General features: G+C 50.3%; 22 protein-coding genes and 2 tRNA genes. 17 read left to right on the plus strand and 7 right to left on the minus strand.

Annotation, left to right across the window (positions count from 1 at the left end):
- Positions 1-3 precede the first annotated feature (3 nt).
- The gene (locus AC0YN4_RS13285; protein WP_475780988.1) at positions 4-1,140 is read left to right on the plus strand and encodes a Ger(x)C family spore germination protein; all 1,137 of its coding nucleotides are present in this window, start codon (positions 4-6) and stop codon (positions 1,138-1,140) included.
- A 91-nt stretch (positions 1,141-1,231) separates the two neighbouring features.
- Here the strand turns inward: AC0YN4_RS13285 and AC0YN4_RS13290 are convergent, their stop codons facing one another.
- The gene (locus AC0YN4_RS13290) at positions 1,232-1,771 is read right to left on the minus strand and encodes a phosphatidylglycerophosphatase A family protein (protein ID WP_475780192.1); all 540 of its coding nucleotides are present in this window, start codon (positions 1,769-1,771) and stop codon (positions 1,232-1,234) included.
- Positions 1,772-1,903: 132 nt separating this feature from the next.
- On the opposite strand from AC0YN4_RS13290, the gene AC0YN4_RS13295 reads away from it, so the two are divergent.
- From AC0YN4_RS13295 to AC0YN4_RS13340, 10 genes are all read left to right on the plus strand, one after another.
- Positions 1,904-2,956 carry a GerMN domain-containing protein gene (locus AC0YN4_RS13295; RefSeq protein ID WP_475780193.1) on the plus strand — a complete coding sequence of 351 codons (1,053 nt, stop codon included), beginning with the start codon at positions 1,904-1,906 and terminating at the stop codon, positions 2,954-2,956.
- A gap of 538 nt (positions 2,957-3,494) precedes the next feature.
- On the plus strand, positions 3,495-3,824 hold the full coding sequence (locus AC0YN4_RS13300; protein WP_475780194.1) for a PadR family transcriptional regulator: 330 nt from the start codon (positions 3,495-3,497) through the stop codon (positions 3,822-3,824).
- Positions 3,825-3,837: 13 nt separating this feature from the next.
- On the plus strand, positions 3,838-4,704 hold the full coding sequence (locus tag AC0YN4_RS13305; RefSeq protein ID WP_475780195.1) for a pentapeptide repeat-containing protein: 867 nt from the start codon (positions 3,838-3,840) through the stop codon (positions 4,702-4,704).
- A gap of 13 nt (positions 4,705-4,717) precedes the next feature.
- Complete coding sequence (locus tag AC0YN4_RS13310; RefSeq protein ID WP_475835986.1) at positions 4,718-5,479, plus strand: ABC transporter ATP-binding protein; 762 nt, start codon at positions 4,718-4,720, stop codon at positions 5,477-5,479.
- The gene (locus AC0YN4_RS13315) at positions 5,480-6,247 is read left to right on the plus strand and encodes an ABC transporter permease (RefSeq protein WP_475780197.1); all 768 of its coding nucleotides are present in this window, start codon (positions 5,480-5,482) and stop codon (positions 6,245-6,247) included. It begins immediately after the preceding gene.
- Positions 6,248-6,456: 209 nt separating this feature from the next.
- Entirely contained in the window at positions 6,457-7,203 is a 747-nt protein-coding gene (gene rph, locus AC0YN4_RS13320) for a ribonuclease PH (RefSeq protein ID WP_475780198.1), read from the plus strand.
- Positions 7,200-7,847, plus strand: coding sequence for an XTP/dITP diphosphatase (locus AC0YN4_RS13325; RefSeq protein WP_475780199.1), 648 nt, complete (start codon positions 7,200-7,202; stop codon positions 7,845-7,847). Before rph ends, AC0YN4_RS13325 begins: the two co-directional genes overlap by 4 nt.
- Positions 7,848-8,017: 170 nt before the next feature.
- Positions 8,018-10,060 (plus strand): LuxR C-terminal-related transcriptional regulator, encoded by a 2,043-nt coding sequence (locus AC0YN4_RS13330; protein ID WP_475780200.1) that lies wholly within the window; start codon positions 8,018-8,020, stop codon positions 10,058-10,060.
- A gap of 117 nt (positions 10,061-10,177) precedes the next feature.
- Positions 10,178-10,882 (plus strand): stalk domain-containing protein, encoded by a 705-nt coding sequence (locus AC0YN4_RS13335; protein WP_475780201.1) that lies wholly within the window; start codon positions 10,178-10,180, stop codon positions 10,880-10,882.
- Positions 10,883-10,912: 30 nt separating this feature from the next.
- Positions 10,913-12,367 (plus strand): S-layer homology domain-containing protein, encoded by a 1,455-nt coding sequence (locus tag AC0YN4_RS13340; RefSeq protein ID WP_475780989.1) that lies wholly within the window; start codon positions 10,913-10,915, stop codon positions 12,365-12,367.
- 152 nt (positions 12,368-12,519) lie between these two features.
- Here the strand turns inward: AC0YN4_RS13340 and asnB are convergent, their stop codons facing one another.
- Positions 12,520-14,364: an asparagine synthase (glutamine-hydrolyzing) gene (gene asnB, locus AC0YN4_RS13345; RefSeq protein WP_475780990.1), complete on the minus strand. Its 1,845-nt coding sequence runs from the start codon at positions 14,362-14,364 to the stop codon at positions 12,520-12,522.
- Between the two features lie 120 nt (positions 14,365-14,484).
- Here asnB and AC0YN4_RS13350 point away from each other — a divergent pair, with 120 nt between their 5' ends.
- From AC0YN4_RS13350 to AC0YN4_RS13360, 3 genes are all read left to right on the plus strand, one after another.
- Positions 14,485-14,838 (plus strand): hypothetical protein, encoded by a 354-nt coding sequence (locus tag AC0YN4_RS13350; RefSeq protein ID WP_475835987.1) that lies wholly within the window; start codon positions 14,485-14,487, stop codon positions 14,836-14,838.
- Positions 14,835-15,182, plus strand: coding sequence for a hypothetical protein (locus AC0YN4_RS13355; RefSeq protein WP_475780203.1), 348 nt, complete (start codon positions 14,835-14,837; stop codon positions 15,180-15,182). Before AC0YN4_RS13350 ends, AC0YN4_RS13355 begins: the two co-directional genes overlap by 4 nt.
- A gap of 113 nt (positions 15,183-15,295) precedes the next feature.
- Positions 15,296-16,630: a 5'-deoxyadenosine deaminase gene (locus tag AC0YN4_RS13360; protein WP_475780204.1), complete on the plus strand. Its 1,335-nt coding sequence runs from the start codon at positions 15,296-15,298 to the stop codon at positions 16,628-16,630.
- Between the two features lie 76 nt (positions 16,631-16,706).
- Here the strand turns inward: AC0YN4_RS13360 and AC0YN4_RS13365 are convergent, their stop codons facing one another.
- From AC0YN4_RS13365 to AC0YN4_RS13385, 5 genes are all read right to left on the minus strand, one after another.
- Complete coding sequence (locus AC0YN4_RS13365; protein ID WP_475780205.1) at positions 16,707-17,585, minus strand: SDR family oxidoreductase; 879 nt, start codon at positions 17,583-17,585, stop codon at positions 16,707-16,709.
- Between the two features lie 40 nt (positions 17,586-17,625).
- Entirely contained in the window at positions 17,626-18,150 is a 525-nt protein-coding gene (locus AC0YN4_RS13370; protein WP_475780206.1) for a hypothetical protein, read from the minus strand.
- Positions 18,151-18,168: 18 nt separating this feature from the next.
- Positions 18,169-19,914, minus strand: a complete 1,746-nt coding sequence (locus AC0YN4_RS13375; protein ID WP_475835988.1) for a hypothetical protein — start codon at positions 19,912-19,914, stop codon at positions 18,169-18,171.
- A 239-nt stretch (positions 19,915-20,153) separates the two neighbouring features.
- Positions 20,154-20,230 (minus strand) — tRNA-Arg (locus tag AC0YN4_RS13380).
- 78 nt (positions 20,231-20,308) lie between these two features.
- A tRNA-Gly gene (locus AC0YN4_RS13385) sits at positions 20,309-20,379 on the minus strand.
- Between the two features lie 193 nt (positions 20,380-20,572).
- On the opposite strand from AC0YN4_RS13385, the gene AC0YN4_RS13390 reads away from it, so the two are divergent.
- The 3 genes from AC0YN4_RS13390 (at position 20,573) to clpP (ending at position 23,675) form a co-directional block, all read left to right on the plus strand.
- Positions 20,573-21,451: a hypothetical protein gene (locus AC0YN4_RS13390; protein WP_475835989.1), complete on the plus strand. Its 879-nt coding sequence runs from the start codon at positions 20,573-20,575 to the stop codon at positions 21,449-21,451.
- A 97-nt stretch (positions 21,452-21,548) separates the two neighbouring features.
- Positions 21,549-22,850 (plus strand): trigger factor, encoded by a 1,302-nt coding sequence (gene tig, locus AC0YN4_RS13395; RefSeq protein WP_475835990.1) that lies wholly within the window; start codon positions 21,549-21,551, stop codon positions 22,848-22,850.
- 243 nt (positions 22,851-23,093) lie between these two features.
- Positions 23,094-23,675, plus strand: coding sequence for an ATP-dependent Clp endopeptidase proteolytic subunit ClpP (clpP, locus tag AC0YN4_RS13400; protein WP_090983012.1), 582 nt, complete (start codon positions 23,094-23,096; stop codon positions 23,673-23,675).
- Positions 23,676-23,694: the final 19 nt, after the last annotated feature.

A 23,694-nucleotide genomic window follows, 5' to 3' on the forward strand; every position in this document is an offset into this window, starting at 1 on the left:
TGTATGACCCTATGTGCCGGTATAATGCTTACAGGATGTTGGGATGTGAAGACGATCTCCGACTATAATTTCGTAACCGCACTCGGTATTGATTATGCGGACGGCAAATATAAGATTTACACGGAATTAATGGATTTCGGTTCGATTAGCAATCAAGATGAGGGCGGAGATGGCGGGAGTGAACGGGCGACGGTCTGGGTAGGCAGGAGTGAAGGAGAGACGCTGTATGCAGCGATAAATGAATTATATAAAACGGGGCAGCAAAGCTTGTACTGGGATCATTTGATGGCGATTGTTTTAAGCAAGCGCGTGCTGCAGAAAGACATTAACCGATTTATTGATTCCATTCCCCGCTTTCCGCAGATCCGGTATAATTCATGGATTTTCGGGACGAATGAGTCTATTGATGAGGTATTTAAGCATTCCACTTTTTTTAACTTTTCTCCCATCTCCAATCTATTACACAATCCATTGGTGCTTCATAAGCAATTGTCGGTTATCGCACCGATTCGCCTCAATAAAGTGTTGGCCAACTTAGGGGAGCCCGGAGAAACGGATCTTATTCCTACATTAAGCATGGATACGAAGGGTTGGGAGGATAAAGATAAGCCGCAGCCTGTATTATTCATGAACGGTGCATTTGCATTAAATAACGGCAAAGCGCAGCATAGCTTCACCGAAAAACAATTAAATGGCGTGAAGTGGATCCAGCCGCAGATGAAACGAGCCGTTATCCCCGTGGTACGGAATCATAAATCATTCGGAATGGTGACGCTATTCAATCCGAAGAAGAAAATCCATATTACCGTTGAGGCCGATAAACCGGTATTTGTGATGGATTTGATGTTTACGGGTATTATAGAGGAAATATTGGATGATTCACCGGTCGAGCTCATTAGGGAAAACGCCGAAATGGGAATACGTAACGAAGTGCTAAACACCTTTAAGATCGGGATCGCAAAACATGTAGATCTGTATGGCTTGGAGCAACTCTTATATCGGAATAAAAATAAAGAGTGGAAAAGGCTTAGAGCATCGGGTGTCAATAGAGAACTGATGTTGACGGAGGATTCATTGAAGAGGGTGAACGTTCACGTGAATATTCTCCATTCCGGAATGAATGACATGAAGCCGCATTAGAATGACAGGGTAAAAGAAGAAGTTTACAGCATCACCGATTATGGTCGGTGCGCGGTAAGCTTCTTCTTTCTTTGTGCGGTATCGGGTGCGCTTAATCGATCGGGGGTCCGACTCTCCCCTCACGCTCCGCCTGCTTTCGGTGAGCGACACGGCTGCTTGCTGCAGCGGCTATTGCACCCACGATATCATCGAGGAACGTGTGGCACTGTGCATCTTCTTTATCGTTCAGATGCTTCAGTATGCCTGGCTTTAATTTATCGACGTAACCGAAATTCGTAAATCCGATACTTCCGTAAACGTTCACGATGGACAGGGCGAGAATTTCATCACACCCGTAGAGGCCCTCGTCATTTTCTATCATTTCTTGAAGCGGCGACAGCAGCTTGCCTTCCTCAGCAAGCAGATCCAGCTGGATGCCGGTCAAGATGGCGTTCTGTACCTCGCGCTTCGTTAGCACAGCTTCTACATACATTTCGCATTCCTGCATCGTGAGCTCCGGATAATAATCCTTCTGCAGAAACAGAACCAGCTCTGCGATTTGCGGCACCTCGACACCGCGTTTAGTGAGCCATTCCCGCGTCGCTTCTGCGATTTTCGTACTATTTAGGCGGTAATCACTGGACTTCGTCATCGCTACACCCCTTGTCTCAAAATGGTGGACAAAACTGGTCTAATTGATTTGGAGGGCTCGTATATATAGTACTACAAAAGCAGAACTTGTACCAAAGCAATCGAATTATTCAAATAGGGAGGAAAATGAACAATGACTTACAATCGACTGTTTCGCCGGGCTGCGCTCGCGGGAGTGCTTGCTTTGCCCATTTTGACGACCGGCTGCGGATTATTCTCACAGCCTGCCAGTGAATCGATCGATCCACCGCAAAACAGCACTCAAAACGTGGACGCCGACATTAATCCCGGACAAACTGTAACCGAGGGCGATCAATCGCAGATGACGCTGTACCTGAAGGACCGCAACGGCTTGCTGGCACCGGTCACGGTATTGGCAACGCTCGGCCCGGATGAGAAGCTGGGTCAGAAGGCGCTTGAGATGATGGTGGAAGGCGGCGCGTACGAAAGCGAAATTCCGGATGGTTTCGAAGCAGTGCTGCCGAAAGGGACAACTGTGAAGGGGCTGAGTCTCGTTCCGGATCAGAAGCTTGCCGTTGTTGACTTCTCCAAATCGTTTACCGATTACAATGTATCGGACGAGCGTAAGATCGTCGAAGCGATTACTTGGACGCTGACAAGCCTAGAAGGCGTGCAGAATGTCGAAATCGATCTAGAGGGGCAGAAGCTGAGCGAAATGCCGCAGGATGGATTGCCGATCGACGATCAGTTGACTCGCGCGGTGGGTATTAACCTTGAAGCAGCCGATAATGTGGACTACAGCCAATCGACGCCGGTTACGATCTACTTCTCCGCAATAACACCGGATAACGTGCAATACTATGTCCCTGTAACAAGACTCGTGACGCGCTCGAACAACAAAGCGAAAACAGCAATCGAGCAGTTAATCAGCGGCCCGCTTAACGATCTGCCTCTGAAGGCCGTTATGACGCCGGATGTACTGGTCAAGAATGTCACGAAGAAGAATGATGTCGTGACCGTCGAGCTGCAGGATGACAGCTACCAGCAAGGTCAGCAAGAGCCGGCCGAAATGCTGCAGGCCGTCGTACTCGCTCTGACCGAGAATACGGGAATGAGTAAGGTTCAGATCAAGCTCAATGGCAAAACAGACTTCGTGGATACGAACAACCAGACCTACAGCGAGCCGGTCAGCCGACCTGAGCATGTGAACGCCTTTAAATCGTAATCAAGCTGCTTGATTAGAAGACCTGCCGTGATGCGCCAATGGCGTGCGCGGCAGGTCTTTTTGTTTTGAAGCGGGAGTATGCCTGGGGATCTACATGGGAGCGAAGTAGGAGGGGGCGGCGGATGAAGCGTACCAGGAGGTCTACATGGGAGCGAAATCGGCGAAGTGAGCTTATGTAGCGTACCAGGAGGTCTACATGGGAGCGAATTCGGCGAAATGAGCCAAAGTAGCGTACCAGGAGGTCTACATGGGAGCGAGATGTGTAGCACTACGAACTACACATGCGGCGTCATCGCCGAATTCTCGCAGATGTGTGGCACTACGAACTACACATGCGGCGTCATCGCCGAATTCTCGCAGATGTGTGGCATACGAACCACACATGCGGCGTCATCGCCTTATTTCCGCAGATGTGTAGCTCTACGAGCCACACATCTTGGGCAAGTATACAACATTTACAAATTGGGTATTATAATAAAAATAGTACCTTGACAGTCAAGGTAGTGTGCTGTATGATGTGAATATGAGAGGTGATCAAATGAGCGAGAACAAAATTACATCAGATCTCCTGCGGGGACATACAGATACGATGATTTTACGGCTCTTGTCCGAATCGGATCGTTATGGGTACGAAATCGTCAAGCTGATTGCCGAGCGTTCAGGCGGCGAATATGAATTGAAAGAAGCGACGATGTACTCCAGTGTCCGGAGGCTTGAGACGGACGGCGATATCGAGTGGTACTGGGGCGATGAATCGCAAGGTGGAAGACGCAAATATTTTCGAATTACCGAGAAGGGTAAAGACACCTACGTTCACAACAAAAGCAATTGGCAGTATGCGCAGCGCGTACTAGAAAACTTATTATAAGGAGAGATGATCTATGAATTCGAAATTAACGAGCTACCTAAACGGTGTATTTACACCCTATGAAGGCGTGAAGAGCGTCGGTGAATTAAAGGCTGATCTGCACGCTGATCTACAAGAACGGTATAACGAGCTTAGAGCAGAAGGGAAAGACGAAGAAACGGCATACAAGTTGACGATTGAGAGCATTGGCGACATCGAGCAAACGATTCTGGAAGTTTCCAACCTCTCCCGCTCGCTCGAACGGCAGCTGCTGACGAACTTTAGCGCGAGCAATCTGGTTGACAGCGATTTTGCAGGCGTTACGGCGCGTAAAGGACAATTTAATGCCAGCGCGTTACGCGGCTCCGACTTTGCAGGAGCAGACTTGACCGGCAGCACGTTTAAGAGCAGCGACGTACGCGAAGCTAATTTTGACGGCGCGAATCTAACCGACTGCAACTTCTCTACGCTTGACCTTACGAATGCAAGCTTCAATAAGTCGATTCTTGTACGAACCAACTTCAGCAAGTCCGGACTGGACGGCGTCAAATTCACCGGAGTTAGAATGATCGATGTCACGTTATCGATGGCCGATCTCAGGAAAACAGTTTTTGAAGGCTGCGTATTTGATGGGGTTGATTTCAAGTACACGGATATGAGCAGGATGCGTTTTGACGGGCAAACGTTTATCGGTGTTAAGTTTGACAAAGGGGCATTAACGGAAACGTCCTTCAGAGGTGCTACATTCAAAAATGTTTCATTCCAGCCGGGGTTTGTTCTCACGAATAAGTACTATAAAATGATCAAAACCATCTGCTTTGACGGTGCAACGATGGATAAGCTAACCTTCGCTGCGCTCAAAGGAATGGGAGCCGATTTGTCCAAAGTTTCGGTTAACTAAGGAGGGGAATTGGATGCAAAACCATGCCATCCAGGTAAAGGGACTGCAGAAATCTTATAAGCAGCTTCAAGTTCTGAAAGGCGTTGATTTCGCGGTGGAGAAGGGCAGTATCTTTGCGCTGCTCGGTTCCAACGGCGCAGGCAAAACAACAGTTGTCAAAATCCTCACTACGCTGCTTAAACAAGACAGCGGGACCGCCACCATAAACGGCCACGATGTTGGCTCCAAACCTGACCATGTGCGGCAGGCAATCAGTCTAACCGGGCAATTCGCAGCGGTAGACGAAATATTGACCGGAAGAGAAAACATAATTATGATCGCCAAGCTAAGGTACCTCCCGAATCCGCGTCAGGTAGCGGAAGATTTGCTCAAGCGCTTCGGCTTAACGGAGGCAGCCGACCGCAAAGTGTCCACGTATTCGGGCGGCATGCGCCGCAGACTTGACATTTCCTTGAGCCTTGTGGGGAAACCTCAAATCATCTTTCTTGACGAGCCGACTACGGGGCTTGACCCTGAGGCGCGCATCGAGGTTTGGAAAATTGTGAAGGATCTTGCAAACAGCGGAACTACTGTATTCCTCACTACGCAGTATTTGGAGGAAGCGGAACAGCTTGCTGATCAAATCGCCATTTTGCATGAAGGTAAAATTATCGCCAGCGGAACGCTAGCGGAGCTGAAGAGACTGTTCCCGTCGGCGAAAGTGGAGTACGTGGAGAAACAGCCCTCATTGGAAGAGATCTTTCTGAACATTATCGGTAAGAAGGAGGGAGCATAAATGGAAACGGTAAAGAAACATTTCTTCAGCGATCTGAGCGTGATGCTGGGACGCTCCATGCGCCATATTTCTCGCAGTTTGGACACCATCATATCCGTCACGATCACACCGATTGCACTCATGCTGTTATTCGTCTACGTGTTTGGCGGTGCGATTCAAACCGGAGCCGATAATTATGTCAATTACCTGCTGCCCGGCATTCTGCTCATCGCGATTGCAAGCGGGATAGCCTACACGTCTTACCGCCTGTTTATTGATGTACAGCGAGGTATATTCGAGCGGTTTCACTCCATGCCGATTTCGCGTTCTACTCTGCTTTGGGGTCATGTTTTAACTTCGTTGGTATCCAACGCCATATCGCTTGTAGTCATCGTCCTCGTAGCATTAATCATGGGCTTTCGTTCCTCGGCCGGGATACTCGACTGGCTTGCCGTAGCCGGCATACTAGCACTGTTTACGCTAGCCTTAACTTGGGTCGCAGCCATTGCCGGACTATCCGCTAAATCGGTAGATGGTGCCAGCGCCTTCTCCTACCCGATCATCTTCCTGCCATTCATCAGTTCCGCATTCGTGCCGACAGAAACGATGCCCAAAGCCGTTCGCGTGTTTGCCGAGAACCAACCCGTAACCTCGATCGTATCGGCCATTCGCGCTTTGTTATCCGGACAGCCGGTAGGGAATGACATCTGGACCGCGCTTGCATGGTGCGTTGGCATTCTGCTCGTCGCCTACTTCTTTGCGATGAAGGTGTATAGAAGCCGGTTTTAAATCGGTTGAATCACAATCATCTGATGAACATAAGCTGCCGGCACCTACCGGCAGCTTATTCTGTTTTGTGAACTCATTCTGTATGCCTCCGGATGATCTGTTCCGGGGACGGGTGCTTTTCGAGCGCCATTTTGGTAAAATGGGTTAGATTGCGCTTGCGCCAAGAGATGGCACATGAAATTGCTGCAGAAAGATGGAGGCTATACATAATGAGAATAGATGGACGTCAGGCAAACGAGCTGCGGCCGGTTACAATTACGATGAATCCTAATAAATATGCTGAGGGCTCCGTGCTGATTGAATTCGGCGATACGAAAGTGCTCTGCACGGCTTCGATCGAAGAACGCGTTCCGCCATTCATGAAAGGACAAGGCAAAGGGTGGATCAACGCGGAATATTCCATGCTGCCCCGCGCCACACAAGTCCGAAATCAACGTGAATCGGCTAGAGGGAAGCTGACGGGCCGCACGATGGAAATCCAGCGTTTGATCGGCCGCGCACTGCGTTCGGTTGTCGATTTACATGCGCTTGGTGAGCGTACGATTACGCTGGATTGCGATGTTCTTCAAGCAGATGGCGGTACACGTACAACGTCGATCACAGGGGCGTTCGTAGCTCTGGCGCTGGCTGTACATAAGATAAACAGCAATCATGAGTTTGCCAAATACCCGCTGACCGATTATCTTGCATCGGTTAGTGTGGGCGTGATCGGCGATCGCACGCTGCTTGACCTTAATTATGAAGAGGATTCCAAAGCAAAGGTAGACATGAATGTGGTCATGACCGGAGCGGGTAAATTCGTCGAAGTGCAAGGAACAGGCGAGGAGTCCCCGTTCTCGCGTGAGGAGTTGAACGAGCTTCTGGCTAGCGCTGAAGAAGGGATCGCGAGCTTGATTGCCAAACAGCGTGATGCGCTTGGTTTAATGGGCAGTCGGATCGGAAATCCCAAAGCATGAAGCAGGGCGATACAGTAGTCGTAGCGACCAGAAATGCCGGTAAGGTGCGTGAGTTTGCTCATGCTTTCGGCAAGCTTGGCATGCAGGTCGTCAGCATGTTCGATTACCCGAATCTGCCGGATGTGGTAGAGGACGGAGCGACGTTCGCGGAGAATGCACGCAAGAAAGCGAAGACGGTTGCCGAAGCGCTGGGACTGCCCGTGCTTGCCGACGATTCCGGTCTTCAAGTAGCGCGGCTTGGCGGTGAACCCGGTGTATACTCCGCACGGTATTCCGGCGAAGGTGCGACAGATGCTCGCAATAACGAGAAGCTCTTGCGGGAGCTGGCTCGCATCACAGCCGATGATTCGAGACTTGAGCGGCTTGCGGATGGAACGACGCTGCTAAGCGAAGCGAATTTCATTTGCACGTTGGCCTTATATGATCCGGCCACAGAGACCTTTATTGAAAGTGAAGGCTTGGTTAACGGATCTATTATGGACCGTCCCAGAGGGAATGGCGGCTTTGGGTATGATCCATTGTTTTATTTGAAATCGCAATCCAAAGGCATGGCGGAGCTGACGACAGAAGAGAAGCAGGCAATCAGCCACCGCGGCACTGCACTCGCTGAACTGCTGAAGAAGATTGCAGCAGTGAGCGAATAGCAGCGGCGAGACCTATCATTCACGGCTTAAAGAGTTCGCAAATTTGCGAACTCTTTTTTTTTATTGGCTTTTATCAGGTAAGAGGTAAATTATCTTTCTTTGCAGAATAACTGATTAAACTTCTGAGGCGTGTACGGGAACCTTATTCACGGTTAAAGGGGGATCGGGTTATGTCCATTCAAGAAGAGCTGCCTCCGGCAGTATCCCGGAGCATTGAACAGCTGGAGCGTCATTATTTTGTAGGCAGAAAACACGAGATCCGATTATTCCGCAGAAGATTGAAGGAGAGATCGCCGAAAGGCCGCATTTTGAATGTCCACGGAACAGGCGGCGCGGGCAAAAGCTTCCTTCTCGCTGAATATCGCCGGCTTGCTGAACGAGCAGATGCCAGGTTCGTCCTTATGGACTGCCGCACGATGCCGCGAAACCCCGGTGAATTCTGTCTCTACCTGCACCGTCTGATCGAGCCGAGTTCACGGAAAGCGCGCCGACGTTCGACGGATCCGAGTCTGCAGAAGGACAACTGCATGAAGGCGATCAGGGAGGCGGCGGCCAAGCAGAAGCTGATTCTCGCATTCGACACCTTCGAGGAGATCGGCGAGCTGGAACATTGGATGCGCGAATTTATCGCCGGTACGGATCCGGCGGTGCTCGTTATTATTTCCGGTCGATTCCCATTACGCGGTGAGTGGCAGTCTTCACCGGCTTGGAATCAATTGATTGAAAGGCTTCCGATCACAGAGCTGAATTACGAAGACATTCGCAACTACCTCAAACGGTTAGATCATGAGCTGCAGGAAGAGGCGATTCATTACATCTGGTCCATGTCGAAGGGGCATCCGTTGACGCTTTCCCTGCTTGCATCTGCTCTTCATTCGAGTCGGCAGCAGCAGACGAATTTTGTGGATGAGGATGTTTTCGACCAGGTTGTAGATATTTGGCTCAAGGAAGTGCCGGATTCCCCGATGAGGGAGCTGGTTGAAGCCGTAGCGGTGCTGCGTCATTTCAATCAGGATCTGATTACGTTCGCACTGCAGCGTGAGGTGTCGGCTTCGCAGTTTAAAGCCTTAATAAATTACTCCTTCGTGCAGCGATCGGGGCATGGCTGGCTGCTCCATGATTTGCTTCGTGATGCCATACATAGACAGATGCGACTGCGCGCTCCCGATTATTGCGACAGGCTCTGGAAGAGATGCATTCGCTACTACTATCAAACACTTAAGCGATCCAACGATCCTCTAACAAGGGAAACCGAAGATTGGTTTTATTACCTCGGCGATCAGCTCATCCGATCGTTGTTCTACCATCAGCCTTCTTCTTATAGTTTGGAAGAGCTGAGCCCTGCCAATTGGACAGATGCAGTAACTTATATGGAGAATCGCTATATCACGGCCAAGACGACCAAGATATCGCTCCTGCATCCGGAAACCCGAGAGAAGACGGAGTTTCTGCTCACCAAGCAGCACAGTCTTTACGGACTCAAGCATATTCATTTGGAAGAACTGTATCAGCTTGACCCTTCTATCGTGAAGCTTGTTCGCAAAGCTAACGGTACAATAATCGGCTTGACCGCTATCGTTCCAATCAACTCGCAAACCCTCGATTATTTATGTACCAAGCCGCTTTCAGCCGCATTTTTCTCCGGACTTCCCGAGAGTTCTCTTCGCAAATTAAGAGTCGAATCCCCATTCATGGCAGGCTACTTCGTCAAGACGCTGGATGCTTATGATTACGCTGATCCTGTCATGATGCAAGCCTCAGGACTTATTCTCATCAATCATTTAATCTCATCGGGTTATGTAGTGGCATCACCGCCTCCACTGCCGATTTCCAGGGCGATCTTCGAGAGCTTGGGCTGCGAGCGAGATACGGAGCCGGTCATCCATCATGATTATGATGAGGATGCGCCTGCACCGGTGTTTGTTGTCGACTTGCGAGGACATAAACGGCAGGCCTACTTAGATCGCATGGCCGCATTATCCGGCATTTCAGATCGATCGACGGAAGAAACGATTGATGTAAACCTGCTGACGAGCCGGGAGAAGGAAGTGCTGTCTCTGCTTATGGACGGCCGATCTAATCTTGAAATAGCAGCGAAGCTGTACCTCAGCGAGACGACGGTGAAGAAACATCTCTCCCATATTTACGAGAAGCTTGAGGTCAGGAACCGTAAACAGCTGATGAGCAAGGCGGGCCGTATGATTTCCACTTAGAGGTTGCCGCTGTTGCCGCATATACTACCTTCGGACAATATCCTTCCACTTACAATCCCATATAAAATGATGGTGAATATGGCATTTATTTTATGGATGGTTCGGGGAGGGAATGGAATGAAGAAGAAGAAACTCGTGGCGCTGCTGGCAGCCACAGCGATGTTTTCTGCAGCAGGAGGCGCATACGCCACAACGAATGTGACCACGATCAAAGCGGTGCTGAACGGGGATCTGAAGTTTTCGAAGGATGGTGGAAACTGGCGGCCGACAGATGAGAATGGAAACCAAGCGCTGCCCATTACATACAAGGGCACTACGTATTTGCCTCTTCGTGTGCTGGCGAACAGCTTCCAGCTTCCCGTTAAGTATGATCCGAAATCCAAAACGATCCAAATCGGATCATCTGTTCCGGGTTTGACGTTCTATTCCTCGCAGGTCAAGACGCAGCATGATGGCGCGGAGTTCATTGATGTGATCGACAAGAATCAGCTCGTATTCGGCGGCCAAACGTATAAAGGTGCATTTGCATTCCGAAGCAGCTATAGTCCGAGCTTTAATGTGAAGATGGATTTTGGTTCGATGTACAATAAACTGCATTTGATGCTGGTCGGCAAAGATGATCTGACGGTCAGAGTTTATAACAGCAAGAAGCAGCAGCTCACAGAAGATATCCATCTTGTGAAGGACCAGGTTACGGAAGTGGATATTGATTTGCAAGGCAGCGATGGCATCATGGTCTACGGCTTCGGAGGCAATGTTAATCAGATCATTGGACCCTTCATATACATCTTAAAAGACAGCTATGTGTCCAACGGCAAATAGCGTGCAGTGGGATGAGGAGTGGTGGATGTGATGGTATTTCGGTTTTCTTTTGGCAAGAGGCTGGCTTTCTTGATTTTGTCTGTGATGCTTGTGTTTGTTGTGATTCCTCCTTCTCGTGCACATGCAACTGTGAAGGTGCTTGCGTTTGAACTCGAGACAAGTGGATTGCCCTATTTGCTCGCTGGAGAAAAGGTGTTTTTTAGTTTCGGTGATGACCGGGCGCTCGGTACCAGTCTGGAATATGCCAAAATTTCTTACTCAGCGGACAACGGGCTGAATTGGAAACCTGTTCTGGATCTGGACGTAGATGACCCCGGATTCGGGACGTATGGCACCTTTAGCTTGCCGGAGGAACCAGGTCTTACTTCGGCTCAAATCATGTTAGAAACGTATTACTCTCCGCTGATCGGCTCGAACAGTTACAACCGAGACATATTAGGTCCCTTTAAGATCAGGCAGGCTGGCGGGATTAGCGATTTCACAGCGATTTCGCATACGAATGGTTCTGTTACCTTGTCCTGGTCGGATAACACAAACATGGAGTCGTATTATCAGATCAAACGCGTCGGAGGAAAAGGGAAGGAGAAAATCTTCTATGTCCGCGATACGATGGATCGTACCGGCAACTTGACGTATGTGGATAAAGAGACGAGCTCGGATACGGTGTATGTCTATTCCGTTCTGCCGGTCATCGACCAATTCGAGCTTCCCGATTTCTTGAAGCCCGGCGATAAAAGCCTTATTGTGAAAACAAAAAAATTCACGGTGGGGTTGCTCCTGGATGACGACTTAATTACAGGCTCACTCAACCCGAACATTAAACTTCCTGACATTACTATAGGAGGAGGCGGAACGACGACACCGACGCCGCCGGCGATACCTGCTGACCCGGGACCGCCAGTAACGCCGACTTCGCCTCCGACAGAAGAGATGCTGGAGAAACTCGCGTCAGGTGCCAGCGAGTGGGCGAAACACGATGTGAAAGATGCGATTAAGCTCAATTTGACAACGGACGCCGTGTTAAGTCGGTACAAGGATCCGATTACGCGCGAGGAATTCGCAAGCATTGCCGTGAAGCTGTACGAATCCTTGAGCGGTAAGAAAGCGGACCCGATTAGCCCGAATCCGTTCACCGATACGACGAACGAGGATGTGCTGAAGGCGAACAAAATGGGCATCGTATTTGGCTCGACGTTAACGGAGTTCTCGCCGCATGCGACGATTACGAGGCAGGAAATGTGCGTGATGCTCCTTAGGGCGATTAAAGCGGCTAAACCCTCCGGCAAATACGATACCAGTGTCAAAACGACATTCGCAGACGAGGGCAAAATTGCAGCCTGGGCCAAAAACTCCGTGCACTTCGCAGCTAATGCAGGCGTTATGGGAGGCGTAGGCGGCGGGCGCATCGATCCCCTTGGCAAGACAACAAGGGAGCAGGCGATTATCTTAATCAGGCGCGCGTATTTGGCGTTTAGTAAGAGCTGATTGTCGGATACATCAGGTCAGGTGATGATAGACCGTCTATTACCGAGTTTCGGTAAGGGCGGTCTATTGGCATGTCCAATAGGAAGAGCATAATGAAAGGCTGTCTCAAAAGTCGAATTGCAACCTTTGGAGACAGCCTCATATTTAGATGATTAGCGAATGACCACTTTGTATTCCCTCAGCCACATATCTAATTGCAGCAGGTAAGCGAACAGCTGCGGTCCGGACATTAACTGACCGAACCATGGCAAGTTGCTGCTTGCTGCTTCGGATTCGGCAAGCTCGCGGATCTTCTTCACATTAATGAGCTGCAGCAGCGGGGAGGTGCCTTCATGAATGATCTCCAGTACCTGCTTGCGCACCGCATTGAGGTAGTTCGGGTTATGCGTTTTCGGATAAGGACTTTTCTTCCGATAGAGCACATCATGAGGCAATACGCCTTCCAGCGCCATGCGGAGAATCCCTTTCTCCCGGTCTCCCGCAGTTTTGATCTCCCATGGAATGTTGTATACATACTCCACGAGTCTGTGATCGCAATAGGGGACGCGTACCTCAAGGCCAACTGCCATACTCATCCGGTCTTTACGGTCAAGTAATGTCGGCATGAACCTTGTAATGTTCAAATACGACATCTGACGCATTTTGCGAGCTGCGGCATCTTCGCCGGCTAGATGAGGCACCTCGGCAATCGCATCCGAATAACGGTCTCCAAGATATTCTAGCGGCCTAATCCAAGCAGCGACGTCCTGCGAGAGCAGATCGGCACGCATGCCTGCTGCAAGCGACCAAGGGAACGTGCCGGCATTCAGCGCTTCTTCGCGGTGGAACCATGGATAACCGCCGAAGATTTCATCCGCCGCTTCACCGGATATCGCAACGGTCGCTTCCTTCTTGATTTCGCGGCAGAAGAGCAGCAGGGACGAGTCGACATCCGCCATCCCCGGCATATCACGGGCGTGCATGGCTTCACGCAATGACGCAACAAGCTCAGGCGTATCAAAAACCATCGAATGATGAATCGTGCCCAGATGATTGGTCATCCGTTCGATCCAAGGCGCATCGGCATTCGGCTGGAACGCATGGGCTTTAAAATGTTTATCGTTATCTACGTAATCGACGGAGAAGGTATGAACGACACCTTGCCCCGTTTCATTGTAGTAATTAACCGCAAGTGATGTAAGTGCACTGGAGTCCAATCCGCCTGAGAGCAGCGTACACAGCGGTACATCGGAGACCAGCTGACGTTCCACCGTATCTTTGAGCAGATCACCGACTGTTTTGGCCGTCTCCTGCACCGTTTCGGTATGAGGCTTGCTTTCTAATTTCCAATAAGTACGGACACTTAACCCGGAGCGGTTATAGATGGCGCAGTGTCCCGGCAGCAGCTCACCGAGATCCCGGTAAACGCCGACCCCCGGCGTACGCGCAGGTCCGACGATGAAGATTTCGGCCAAACCTTCCGGTCCAACCTCCGGTTTGACGGAAGGATGTGCGAGCAGCGCCTTCGGCTCCGATCCGAATACGAATCGTCCAAGCTGTTTCGCATAGAAGAACGGTTTGACACCAAGTCTGTCTCTGGCGATGAACAGCTGCTGTTCCTTGGAATCCCATAAGGCAAAAGCAAAGATACCGTTAAACTTCTCTACGCATGATGGGCCCCATTCCATGTAGGCAACGAGCAATACCTCCGTGTCGCAAGTTGTTGTAAACCGTCTGCCCCGGCTTTCGAGCTCGCGCTTCAGCTCCGGTGCATTATACAGCTCTCCGTTATAAACAAGAACATACGCATCGTCATCAGACGTACGAACCATCGGTTGCGCACCGTTCGCAGGATCGATAACGGATAGTCTCCGGTGGCCTAGCGCACAATGCGGCGAGATCCAGGTTCCCGATGCATCCGGGCCGCGGTTAGCCAGCGTTCCGGTCATTTTCTCGAGGGTAACGGATTGTTTAGTCAGGTCATCGGTCCAGTCGATCCAGCCCGTGAATCCACACATGGTGCTCATTCCTTTCTCTTAGAGCTTCAAACAGCGATACTATGATGGTTATGCGAAAAATATGGATAAAATGTCTGTCCGTGGGGGGATGCTAGAGCAATGAAGGAGGGTGCTTTCGATATGGTCAATGATCACGATGAGTCATTTTACGCACGCAAACCTTATTATGTGTCCGTACAGGCAGGCTCAATATTAGAGGATCCAGAAGCAACTGCGTTTGAGTTTGCCATCACCGCAAATGAAGAAGAATTAAACCGTTTGCAAGAGTTGTTTGAAGAATATGCGACTATGGATGAAGCGCAAGTCGGTGAATATGCCGCCACGCCGTTTAGTTCGGCGAGTGATAAGCAAATGAATGCAGGTGTCGATGAGATTCTTCTCGATGTCTACCGGCTATTATATGAGCTGGGCACGGCAGAGACGAAGAATCATATTGCCACGATGGGGTTGTTTCCAGAGGGGAGTCTGAGATGATCGTGACGGATGCACGCGTTAGACGCGCGGTGAGAAGCGAAGGGAATCCCAGCTGTGAAGTTGAAGTTCATACCGATGACGCGGGCACGCCTGAACTGCTCGCTTATTTTGGAGCTTCGCGAGATAACGATTACGATATGATCGCGGTCGTGAAGAACGATGCCAAGACGGAAATCGATTGGTACGACAACAATATGCATAACGCCTTTACCAACGTCACGGACGAGTTGTTCGACACGCCGACGATGAAGACGGATTGGGGGGAGCGGGAGTCGTTCAAGGAACAGGTGCTGTCGTTCCCGGGGATTCGAGCGGAGATCGGAAGATTAGTGGACTGGTCTTAATGCTGCTGCGCTGTAAAATGCTGCCTCTTTCACATGTACCCATGGTACAATATAAGCATAATTGACAAACCATATCAGGTAGTCCAAGTGAGTGAGGGAGGCGAGGCAGCCTTATGGGAACCACCTTGGTACGAAATGCAACCATTGTCACCATGAATAAACAGGACGAAATTATAGTTGGCGATGTACTGTTCAAAGACGATGTCATTGTCGCTGTAGGCGGTCAGATTACGAGCGGCTATGATGCTGCCGCGACGACGGTCGTTGAAGCCAAAGGAAGGCTGCTGCTGCCGGGTTTCGTACAAACGCATATTCATTTGTGTCAGACGTTATTTCGCGGCCGTGCAGACGATATGGCGCTCATGGACTGGCTTCGGACGAGGGTTTGGCCGCTTGAAGCGGCGCATGACGAGGAATCGGTTTATTACTCCGCGATGCTTGGCATCGGAGAATTATTGCGCAGCGGCACAACGACGATACTCGATATGGAGACGGTGAGCCATACCGATTTTGCTTTCCAGGCTATCGCAAGCAGCGGAATTCGTGCGATCTCGGGTAAAGTGATGATGGATGCAGGCGGTGATGTGCCGCTTGGTTTGCAGGAAGATACGAAACGTTCGGTTGAAGAGAGCACGGCACTGCTCGAGAAATGGCATGGCTATGACAATGGCCGAATCGGATACGCCTACTGCCCGCGTTTCGTTGTCTCCTGTTCGGAAGAGCTGCTGAAAGAGGTGCGGGATTTATCGTTCCACTATCAGGTGCTCGTCCACACGCATGCGGCAGAGAATCGCGAAGAAATCGAGTTGGTTATGCGCCAGCGCGGTATGCGCAACATCGTGTATTTGGATCATATCGGGCTGACTTCGCCGCGACTTGTCCTTGCACATTGTATTTGGCTGGACGATGAGGAGAAGGATATTCTCAGACGCACCGGAACGAAAATGACCCATTGCCCAGGCTCCAATCTTAAGCTGTCATCCGGGATCGCCCCGGTACCTGAACTATTGGAGCAGGGGATTGGCATGGGGATTGGTGCCGATGGCGCACCTTGCAACAATACGCTGGATATGTTTCAGGAGATGCGCTTAACGGCGCTGCTGCATAAGGTGCGTTGCGGCCCTGAGTCTATGAATGCACGAACGGTGCTGCGTATGGCAACAATGGGCGGGGCCGAGGCGCTTGGACTTGATCATCTGATCGGCAGTATTGAACCAGGCAAGAAAGCAGATCTCGTGCTGCTGGATTTGAATGATTATCATACCTTTCCATCCTATGATGCGGACCCGTATTCACGAATCGTCTATGCGGCTTCAAGGGGCAACGTGTCCGATGTGTGGGTGGACGGCAAGATGGTTGTGGAGCGTGGCAAAGTAAGAACAATCGATAAACGAACGGTGCTCCGCGAAGCGGACCGATCCATAGCGCGACTGTTGAAACGAATTTGAGCGAAGTAAAGGCCGACCACTGAGTTAACTCGAGAGAGATAACTTAGCGGTCGGCCTTTGTTTGTAGTGATATCGCTTATCCGTTCACAATCTCCCCGCCATTCACGTGGAGAACTTGTCCGCTCATGTACGAGGAGTCCTCGCAAGCGAGATAGACGTAGGCAGGTGCGAGCTCTTCAGGTTGTCCCGCACGTTTCATGGGTGTGTCGGAACCGAACTTGGCAACGGTCTTCTCATCGAACGTCGATGGAATGAGCGGCGTCCATATTGGCCCCGGTGCTACGGCGTTAACGCGAATGCCTTGAGCTGCGAGATTCATCGCGAGGGAGCGAGTGAAAGCAACCTGAGCTCCTTTGGTGGAGGAGTAGTCCAGCAAATTCGCGCTGCCATGATAAGCCGTGATCGAAGTTGTGTTAATGATGGTCGCGCCTTGGGATAGATGCGGCAAAGCGGCTTGAGTCAGATAGAACATGCCGAAAACATTGGTTTTGAACGTTCGTTCAAGCTGTTGCGGCGTAATGAGCTCCAGCGAATCCTTCGGGTGTTGTTCTGCGGCATTGTTCACGACAATATCAAGGGCTCCCAATTGCGAGGTCGTATCATAGATGACCTTCTTGCAAAACTCGGGATCCCCGATATCACCGGCGATGGCCAAGCATTTCCGACCTAATCCTTGGATTAATCGTTGTATTTCAGTGGCGTCGCCGTCTTCGTCCAAATAGACAATCGAAATATCTGCGCCTTCCTTGGCATACATGAGCGCGACGGCTCGGCCGATCCCGCTGTCTCCTCCGGTAATTACGGCAACCTTACCCGATAGTTTACCTGCCGCCTTATAGGCGGGTGCTTCAAACTGCGGGCGAGGGGTCATCTCGCTTTCAAGCCCGGGCTGTCGATTCTGATGCTGCGGCGGGAATGACGTTGGTCTTTGTGAAGCTTGCTGGTTGGATGTCATATCGTATAAACCACTCCTTTCCAAGGAGTAGTCTGCGTCATTACAGCAGCGTTGATTCGGCTTTCTGCTTGCCTGCCGAGACATCCAGCAAGTAATCGGTGAATTGATGCAGCTGATGCAGCAGCACACCGTTCTGCTGATCCAGCAGTTTAACCGCGTTTCCGCTGACAAGGCCTTCGCGGGATAACATCGCCGTTTGCTTCAAGTACAGCGCGCCGCCATCTGGGAAGACGCCGAATGTGCCGAGTGGAAGCTGGATGTTGAGGATGCTAATCGCTTTGAGCAGCTCCATCTCATGTTCTTTCGACGTTTGAGAAGCCAGCACGGCGAACGATTGGAAGAGATACACGCCTTCCTGATTCAGCTCCTGCAAGCCCGGCAGGAAGCTCATCTCTAAGTCGATGGTTGCTTCGCGTTCACCGATCTCGGTAAAACGGATGATGAGGGACGTGTAAGGCGCTTCATCCGTGGGTTCCATTAATTGGGAAGCGATATCAATATTCTCGTAGAAACGAAGCGTTCTCTTCAAGTAATCGATACTGATCACGTCTTCTTGCAAGGACATGCGGTTCAGTCTCCTTTGTTAGGTGTGCAGTTTCTTTGCAATCATTTCTTTTGTCGGTTTCTGTTTGGGGCTGTCAACTTTGAGCCCGATGCTCTCGATAATGGCTTTGCTGTCCGCATCGTCGCCGCGTACACCGGATTCGAACAGCATGCCTGCCAGATCCGTCACGATCTGGGCATAACACTGACCTACGCTGTTAAAGCCTTTCTCTTCAATGAGCTGCTGCCTGACTTTATCTTTGCCTGTTTTCTCGTTCTCAGGCTTCTTCATCGCTTCATCGACCTTAAGGACACGATCGACGAACGCTTCTTTCCGTTTGTATTTCTTATAAAATTTCACGATCGCCGCAACGCCGCCAAGAATCGCAGCAAGTGCGATCAGGATCGGGCCGGCAGGGGAGGCCGCTGCGATTAAGAGAGCAGCGCCGCCTGCGACCATAAGCGCTCCTTTGACGGCAGTCGCTTTGTTCTTGTCTTTGTTCATTTCCTGCGTCGAACCGCCAAGGTTCGCTGCATGTCCGAGATCTGTGGCGCGCGCATCGCTGCCTTCCTTCATCTTGTCTTCCATCTCATGCAGGCTCTTGGCATTCTTCTTATTCTCTCTGTAGCCGGCTACACCGCTGACCATATAGGCCGCGCCGCCGACAATGCCTGCCGCGCCGGCAGCGACGGTTGCTCCGGCGTTGAGCCCCATGCCCGCAACGGTACGTACACTGTTCACGGTACCTGCGCTGAAACGGGCCAGATCGGCCGCACCTGCGCCGCCTTCGCCTACGACTTGCTGTGCTTTGCCGGTATTGCTTAACGATTCGTCGTAGTTTTCAGTGGCATTGTAGATTTGCGAGATCGAAGCGAGTCCGCTAAGCGCTCCTGCCGCAGGAGCGATGCCTTCCGCAACGGGCAATGCAGCCTTCGCTCCCAGTCCTGCGCTAATGGTAGCGGAACCTCCCGCGCCGCCGGTAGAAGCGGAAGTGCCTATTGCGGCATATCCGAGATAATCTTTGTCCGTGTCCGCATTGTAGTTTTTCGTATCGGTTTTGTTGGCATCTCTGGCGAACACTGAAAATTTATCCCAATCGACCGATTTACTAATGATACCTGTGACCATCGTTTTCTTGACGGTATCGAGGTCGACGAAACGTTTGCTGGCGCCGTTCATCGCCCGAATCGCAGACATTTTCTGTTCCGGTGTCAGGGCGTCGAAGTATGTGAACAGAGCAGATTTCTTCTCTTTGGTAGACTGTTCTTTCAGCCAGCTGTATACCTCACTGTACCCTGCTTTCCCCCTTAAATTGGCAGGAATAGGCGGTGGAGTGAAGGCTGCCGGAGCGGCAGCCGCAGCTGGACCTGACGGAGCGGCAGGGGCTGGCGGAGCCGCCGGTGCGCTTGCCGTTACAGCCGGAGCAGAAACCGGAGCAGCGGCTGCCTCTTGCGCTTGCTGCTCCGGTGCGGCAGCGGCAGGTGCTTGGGAAGGAGCCTGCGTTGCCGGAACGGTAGAAGATGCCGGACTGTTCACGCGGTCAGGTCTTCCCATCCGAGCCGCACCGGTTTGACGCATTATTGTACCTTTACCTGATTGCATCATCTGCAGCACAGCTTGATTACCGGATGCGCGCTGCATCTGCAGCAGCTTTCCGGGTTCCGATTCGTTTTCCCGGCTGCCCGCTGACGAGGGGGATGTTTTGCTGCTCTGCTCGGCACTTTCACGCTGAATGGGTGAAGCAGTTTTACGCGTATGGCGATTTGAATCGGCAAATGAGCTCATTTCGACAGCCTCCGACATTGAAAGTCATTATTCGCTAGAATGATAGACTAATAGTACCACATTTTGAGAGAAATCATGGGAATAATTGCGATAAGCGTTCGTGGCTTTGTTACTAATTCAAGAGGTGCCGAGCTGGCCGGAGACGAATTGAAATCAAAAAAGCCTCCCGGAAATGTGCCGAAGCACAAATCATCAGGAGGCTGTCAGTGTTGATGTAGTGTCTGAAACGCTTGGTTAAATGGCGTCCCAGGAGGGATTCGAACCCCCGACAACACGCTTAGAAGGCGTGTGCTCTATCCAACTGAGCTACTGGGACACGTAAGAAGTACTATATCACGGAGTGTTCCGGTAGTGCAACTACTTTTTTGAAAAGGTTGTTCTGCATTATGTTATAAGCGGGTGAAGGGAATCGAACCCTCGCTTCAAGCTTGGGAAGCTGGCGTTCTGCCATTGAACTACACCCGCACAGAAAAAACAAAGTAGACAAATAATAGCACAGGCTAAAATGGAAATCAACAGCTGAGAGTGATATAATCAAACTCTAACTGTACATAATACGCATTTCTGCAGGCAGTTTGATTGATAAGGCGGTGATTCTATTACAACCTCGGACCCCTCGCAGGGTGATAACAGAGAGAACGTATATTTGTTTCCGAATATGCTGGATCAATATCAGAACCAACTGACGCGCATGCTTGAATCCGAACAATATGGAGAAGCTAAAGGACTGCTTCGTTTCTTGCTGAATTGCCAGGGCGAAGAGAAGCGTCACTACGAAGAATGGACCAATTTATTATCATGGCTTGATGTTGCTTTTCCGGGCTATGGTGACTCGAACGACAGCATACATACAGACTCATCCGAACCGGAAGGCGATGAGGAGTCGCTTCGCCAAGGAGCACTGAGTTCCGTTGAACACGATGAAGCTTACGTGCAGCAGGTGCTTTATATTATGCAGCATCATCCCGTTGCCGATCAGCAAATTTTGGCACTGGAGCGGGCTGCTTATATCAAACATCCAAGTGTCGACGAAGCCATCATCACATGGCTGACGAGAACGGATTTGCATCCTGCCTTGCAATTCAAGGCGCTGCAATCGTTGAAGAAGCGCGGTGTAACCGGAGCAATCAGGCTGGATCGACTTGGGGAGCAGGTGGATCTCGAGATCGAAGCGACTCCGCTTTCGATGGATGATTTTCCGCAAGTGGTTACAAGGGTCGTTGAACGGGTAGAATCGGTAACAGAAGTACAGGAAGCCACGCTGCCCCATTTTGCACGAGAGTTGTGGAAAGAATGCTTGCAATGCTTGTATGGCACGACGGCATACAGTCGGCTGTTATCTGATGACGATGAGACCGTAGATTGTTATTCTGCTGCACTCCATCAAGTGCTTGAGTTGTCACTTTATGGCAGAGTAGATGACGACGATGTGCGGGAAACTTACGGGATTACGGATGCTCTTCGGTTCCGTTATGAGCAGGCTTGCAGGTCGTTACGGCAGATCGCGCAATTAAAATTGGACGGTGATGGCGGCTAGTCTTGATATTAACGCAAATCTTGATTATAATAGAATGGTTTATTACGGGTAAGATCTGACGCAGAAGCGTTATTTAATTTGGAGGGGAAAGCATAACATGACAGCAACTTGGGAAAAAATAGACAAGAATCTTGTCTCCATCAACGTAGAGGTTGAGGCAGGACAAGTTAATGAAGCGATCGACAAGGCATTTAAGAAGGTCGTTCAGAAGGTAAACGTACCTGGATTCCGTAAAGGTAAAGTACCACGGGGTATGTTTGAGAAGCGTTTCGGCGTTGAAAGCTTGTATCAAGACGCGATCGACATTTTGCTTCCTGACACGTATGCAGCGGCACTGAAAGAAACTGGTGTCATTCCGGTTGATCGTCCTGACATCGATGTTCAGCAATTTGCGAAAGACCAATCGTTCAAGTATGTTGCGAAAGTAACAGTTAAGCCTGAAGTTGAGCTTGGCGAGTACAAAGGCATCGAAATTCCTTCCGCTGAAGCAGTCGTTTCGGAAGAAGAAATCACAGCTGAATTGACTCGTTTGCAACAACGCCACGCTGAATTGAACGTGATCGAAGAAGGCGCAGCTGAGAACGGCGATACTGCAGTAATCGACTTTGACGGTTATGTTGACGGTGTAGCATTCGAAGGCGGCAAGAGCGAGCGTCATTCCCTTGAGCTTGGTTCAGGCGCATTCATTCCCGGCTTTGAAGATCAAGTTATCGGCATGGCAACTGGCGACTTCAAGGATATCGAAATTACATTCCCTGAGGAATACCATGCAGAACACCTTGCTGGCAAGCCTGCAGTATTCAAAGTGAAACTTCACGAAATCAAACGTAAGAGCCTTCCGGCGCTTGACGATGAGTTCGCGAAAGACGTAAGCGAGTTCGATACTCTTGAAGAGTACAAGCAAGACCTGGCAGCGAAACTTGCTGACAGAAAAGCAAAGGAAAACGAAGCAGCTCGTGAAACAGCTGTCGTTGAGAAAGCAGCTGACGCTGCAGTAATTGAAATTCCTGAATCCATGATCGATTCCGAAACTTCGTTCATGCTTCGCGATTTCGAGAACCGTCTTCGTTCGCAAGGCATGAACTTGGATCTGTACTACCAGTTCTCCGGCCAAGACGAAGCAGCTCTTCGCACTCAAATGCACGCTGACGCGATCAAACGCGTTCGCAACAACCTTGTTCTTGAGCAAATCGCGAAGAACGAAGGCATCACCGTAAGTGAAGAAGATCTGAACGAAGAGCTTGAGAAACTTTCGAAGCAATACAGCCGTACGGTTGAAGAGCTTCGTTCGATTTTCACAGCTAACGGCAACTTGGAAAACATCCAAGAGGATCTTGTTCTACGCAAAACAATCAAGTTCTTGCTTGACAACAGCACAACAGCTCCAGTAGTTGCATAAGAAATGAAACGATAAGGCACGTATTTACGTGCCTTATTTTATCCTCATCACCTCCCACGGCAGGTGGTAGGAAACCGAAACATACATATGTATTTACCCGTATCGTATAATGTAATAGTCAGAAAAATGACATTACAACTTGAACATGTTAAAATAAGAACGGATTAGAAGAAACAGCTTTCGGCGTTAACCGCTGGCGAGGTGATTTCTTCAAAAAGTCGATTACGAAAGAAGGTTGATCGCATGAATCTGGTGCCTATGGTCGTTGAACAAACGAATCGGGGAGAACGTTCTTACGACATCTACTCCCGCTTATTGAAGGATCGGATTATTTTTCTGGGAAGTGCGATCGACGACGATGTTGCCAACGCCGTCATTGCGCAGCTGCTTTTCCTTGCAGCCGATGACCCGGAGAAGGACATTCATCTGTACATTAACTCGCCCGGCGGTTCAGTTACCGCTGGTATGGGTATTTATGATACGATGCAGTTTATCAAGCCGGACGTATCTACGATCTGCGTAGGCTTGGCTGCCAGCATGGGTTCGCTTCTGCTTACGGCAGGGGCTAAAGGCAAGCGTTTCTCACTGCCAAACAGTGAAGTGATGATTCACCAGCCTCTTGGAGGCGTGCGTGGTCAAGCTTCGGATATTAAGATTCACGCAGATTGGATTCTGAAGACCAAACAGAAGCTTAACCAAATTTTAGTGGATCGTACAGGTCAGCCTTATGACAGAATCGACCGCGATACGGATCGTGACTATTTCATGAGTGCTGAAGAGGCGTTGAACTACGGTCTGATCGATAAGGTCGTAACATCTCTGTAGTTTGCGCGAATCAACAAGA

This window comes from Paenibacillus sp. J22R3 (assembly GCF_056269305.1).

What these genes read in the sequence shown, in the direction of transcription:
- AC0YN4_RS13285 (WP_475780988.1), top strand. Translation starts at nt 4, where the DNA reads ATGACCCTATGTGCCGGTATAATGCTTACAGGATGTTGGGATGTGAAG.
- AC0YN4_RS13290 (WP_475780192.1), bottom strand. Translation starts at nt 1,771, where the DNA reads ATGACGAAGTCCAGTGATTACCGCCTAAATAGTACGAAAATCGCAGAA.
- AC0YN4_RS13295 (WP_475780193.1), top strand. Translation starts at nt 1,904, where the DNA reads ATGACTTACAATCGACTGTTTCGCCGGGCTGCGCTCGCGGGAGTGCTT.
- AC0YN4_RS13300 (WP_475780194.1), top strand. Translation starts at nt 3,495, where the DNA reads ATGAGCGAGAACAAAATTACATCAGATCTCCTGCGGGGACATACAGAT.
- AC0YN4_RS13305 (WP_475780195.1), top strand. Translation starts at nt 3,838, where the DNA reads ATGAATTCGAAATTAACGAGCTACCTAAACGGTGTATTTACACCCTAT.
- AC0YN4_RS13310 (WP_475835986.1), top strand. Translation starts at nt 4,718, where the DNA reads ATGCAAAACCATGCCATCCAGGTAAAGGGACTGCAGAAATCTTATAAG.
- AC0YN4_RS13315 (WP_475780197.1), top strand. Translation starts at nt 5,480, where the DNA reads ATGGAAACGGTAAAGAAACATTTCTTCAGCGATCTGAGCGTGATGCTG.
- rph (WP_475780198.1), top strand. Translation starts at nt 6,457, where the DNA reads ATGAGAATAGATGGACGTCAGGCAAACGAGCTGCGGCCGGTTACAATT.
- AC0YN4_RS13325 (WP_475780199.1), top strand. Translation starts at nt 7,200, where the DNA reads ATGAAGCAGGGCGATACAGTAGTCGTAGCGACCAGAAATGCCGGTAAG.
- AC0YN4_RS13330 (WP_475780200.1), top strand. Translation starts at nt 8,018, where the DNA reads ATGTCCATTCAAGAAGAGCTGCCTCCGGCAGTATCCCGGAGCATTGAA.
- AC0YN4_RS13335 (WP_475780201.1), top strand. Translation starts at nt 10,178, where the DNA reads ATGAAGAAGAAGAAACTCGTGGCGCTGCTGGCAGCCACAGCGATGTTT.
- AC0YN4_RS13340 (WP_475780989.1), top strand. Translation starts at nt 10,913, where the DNA reads ATGGTATTTCGGTTTTCTTTTGGCAAGAGGCTGGCTTTCTTGATTTTG.
- asnB (WP_475780990.1), bottom strand. Translation starts at nt 14,364, where the DNA reads ATGTGTGGATTCACGGGCTGGATCGACTGGACCGATGACCTGACTAAA.
- AC0YN4_RS13350 (WP_475835987.1), top strand. Translation starts at nt 14,485, where the DNA reads ATGGTCAATGATCACGATGAGTCATTTTACGCACGCAAACCTTATTAT.
- AC0YN4_RS13355 (WP_475780203.1), top strand. Translation starts at nt 14,835, where the DNA reads ATGATCGTGACGGATGCACGCGTTAGACGCGCGGTGAGAAGCGAAGGG.
- AC0YN4_RS13360 (WP_475780204.1), top strand. Translation starts at nt 15,296, where the DNA reads ATGGGAACCACCTTGGTACGAAATGCAACCATTGTCACCATGAATAAA.
- AC0YN4_RS13365 (WP_475780205.1), bottom strand. Translation starts at nt 17,585, where the DNA reads ATGACATCCAACCAGCAAGCTTCACAAAGACCAACGTCATTCCCGCCG.
- AC0YN4_RS13370 (WP_475780206.1), bottom strand. Translation starts at nt 18,150, where the DNA reads ATGTCCTTGCAAGAAGACGTGATCAGTATCGATTACTTGAAGAGAACG.
- AC0YN4_RS13375 (WP_475835988.1), bottom strand. Translation starts at nt 19,914, where the DNA reads ATGAGCTCATTTGCCGATTCAAATCGCCATACGCGTAAAACTGCTTCA.
- AC0YN4_RS13390 (WP_475835989.1), top strand. Translation starts at nt 20,573, where the DNA reads ATGCTGGATCAATATCAGAACCAACTGACGCGCATGCTTGAATCCGAA.
- tig (WP_475835990.1), top strand. Translation starts at nt 21,549, where the DNA reads ATGACAGCAACTTGGGAAAAAATAGACAAGAATCTTGTCTCCATCAAC.
- clpP (WP_090983012.1), top strand. Translation starts at nt 23,094, where the DNA reads ATGAATCTGGTGCCTATGGTCGTTGAACAAACGAATCGGGGAGAACGT.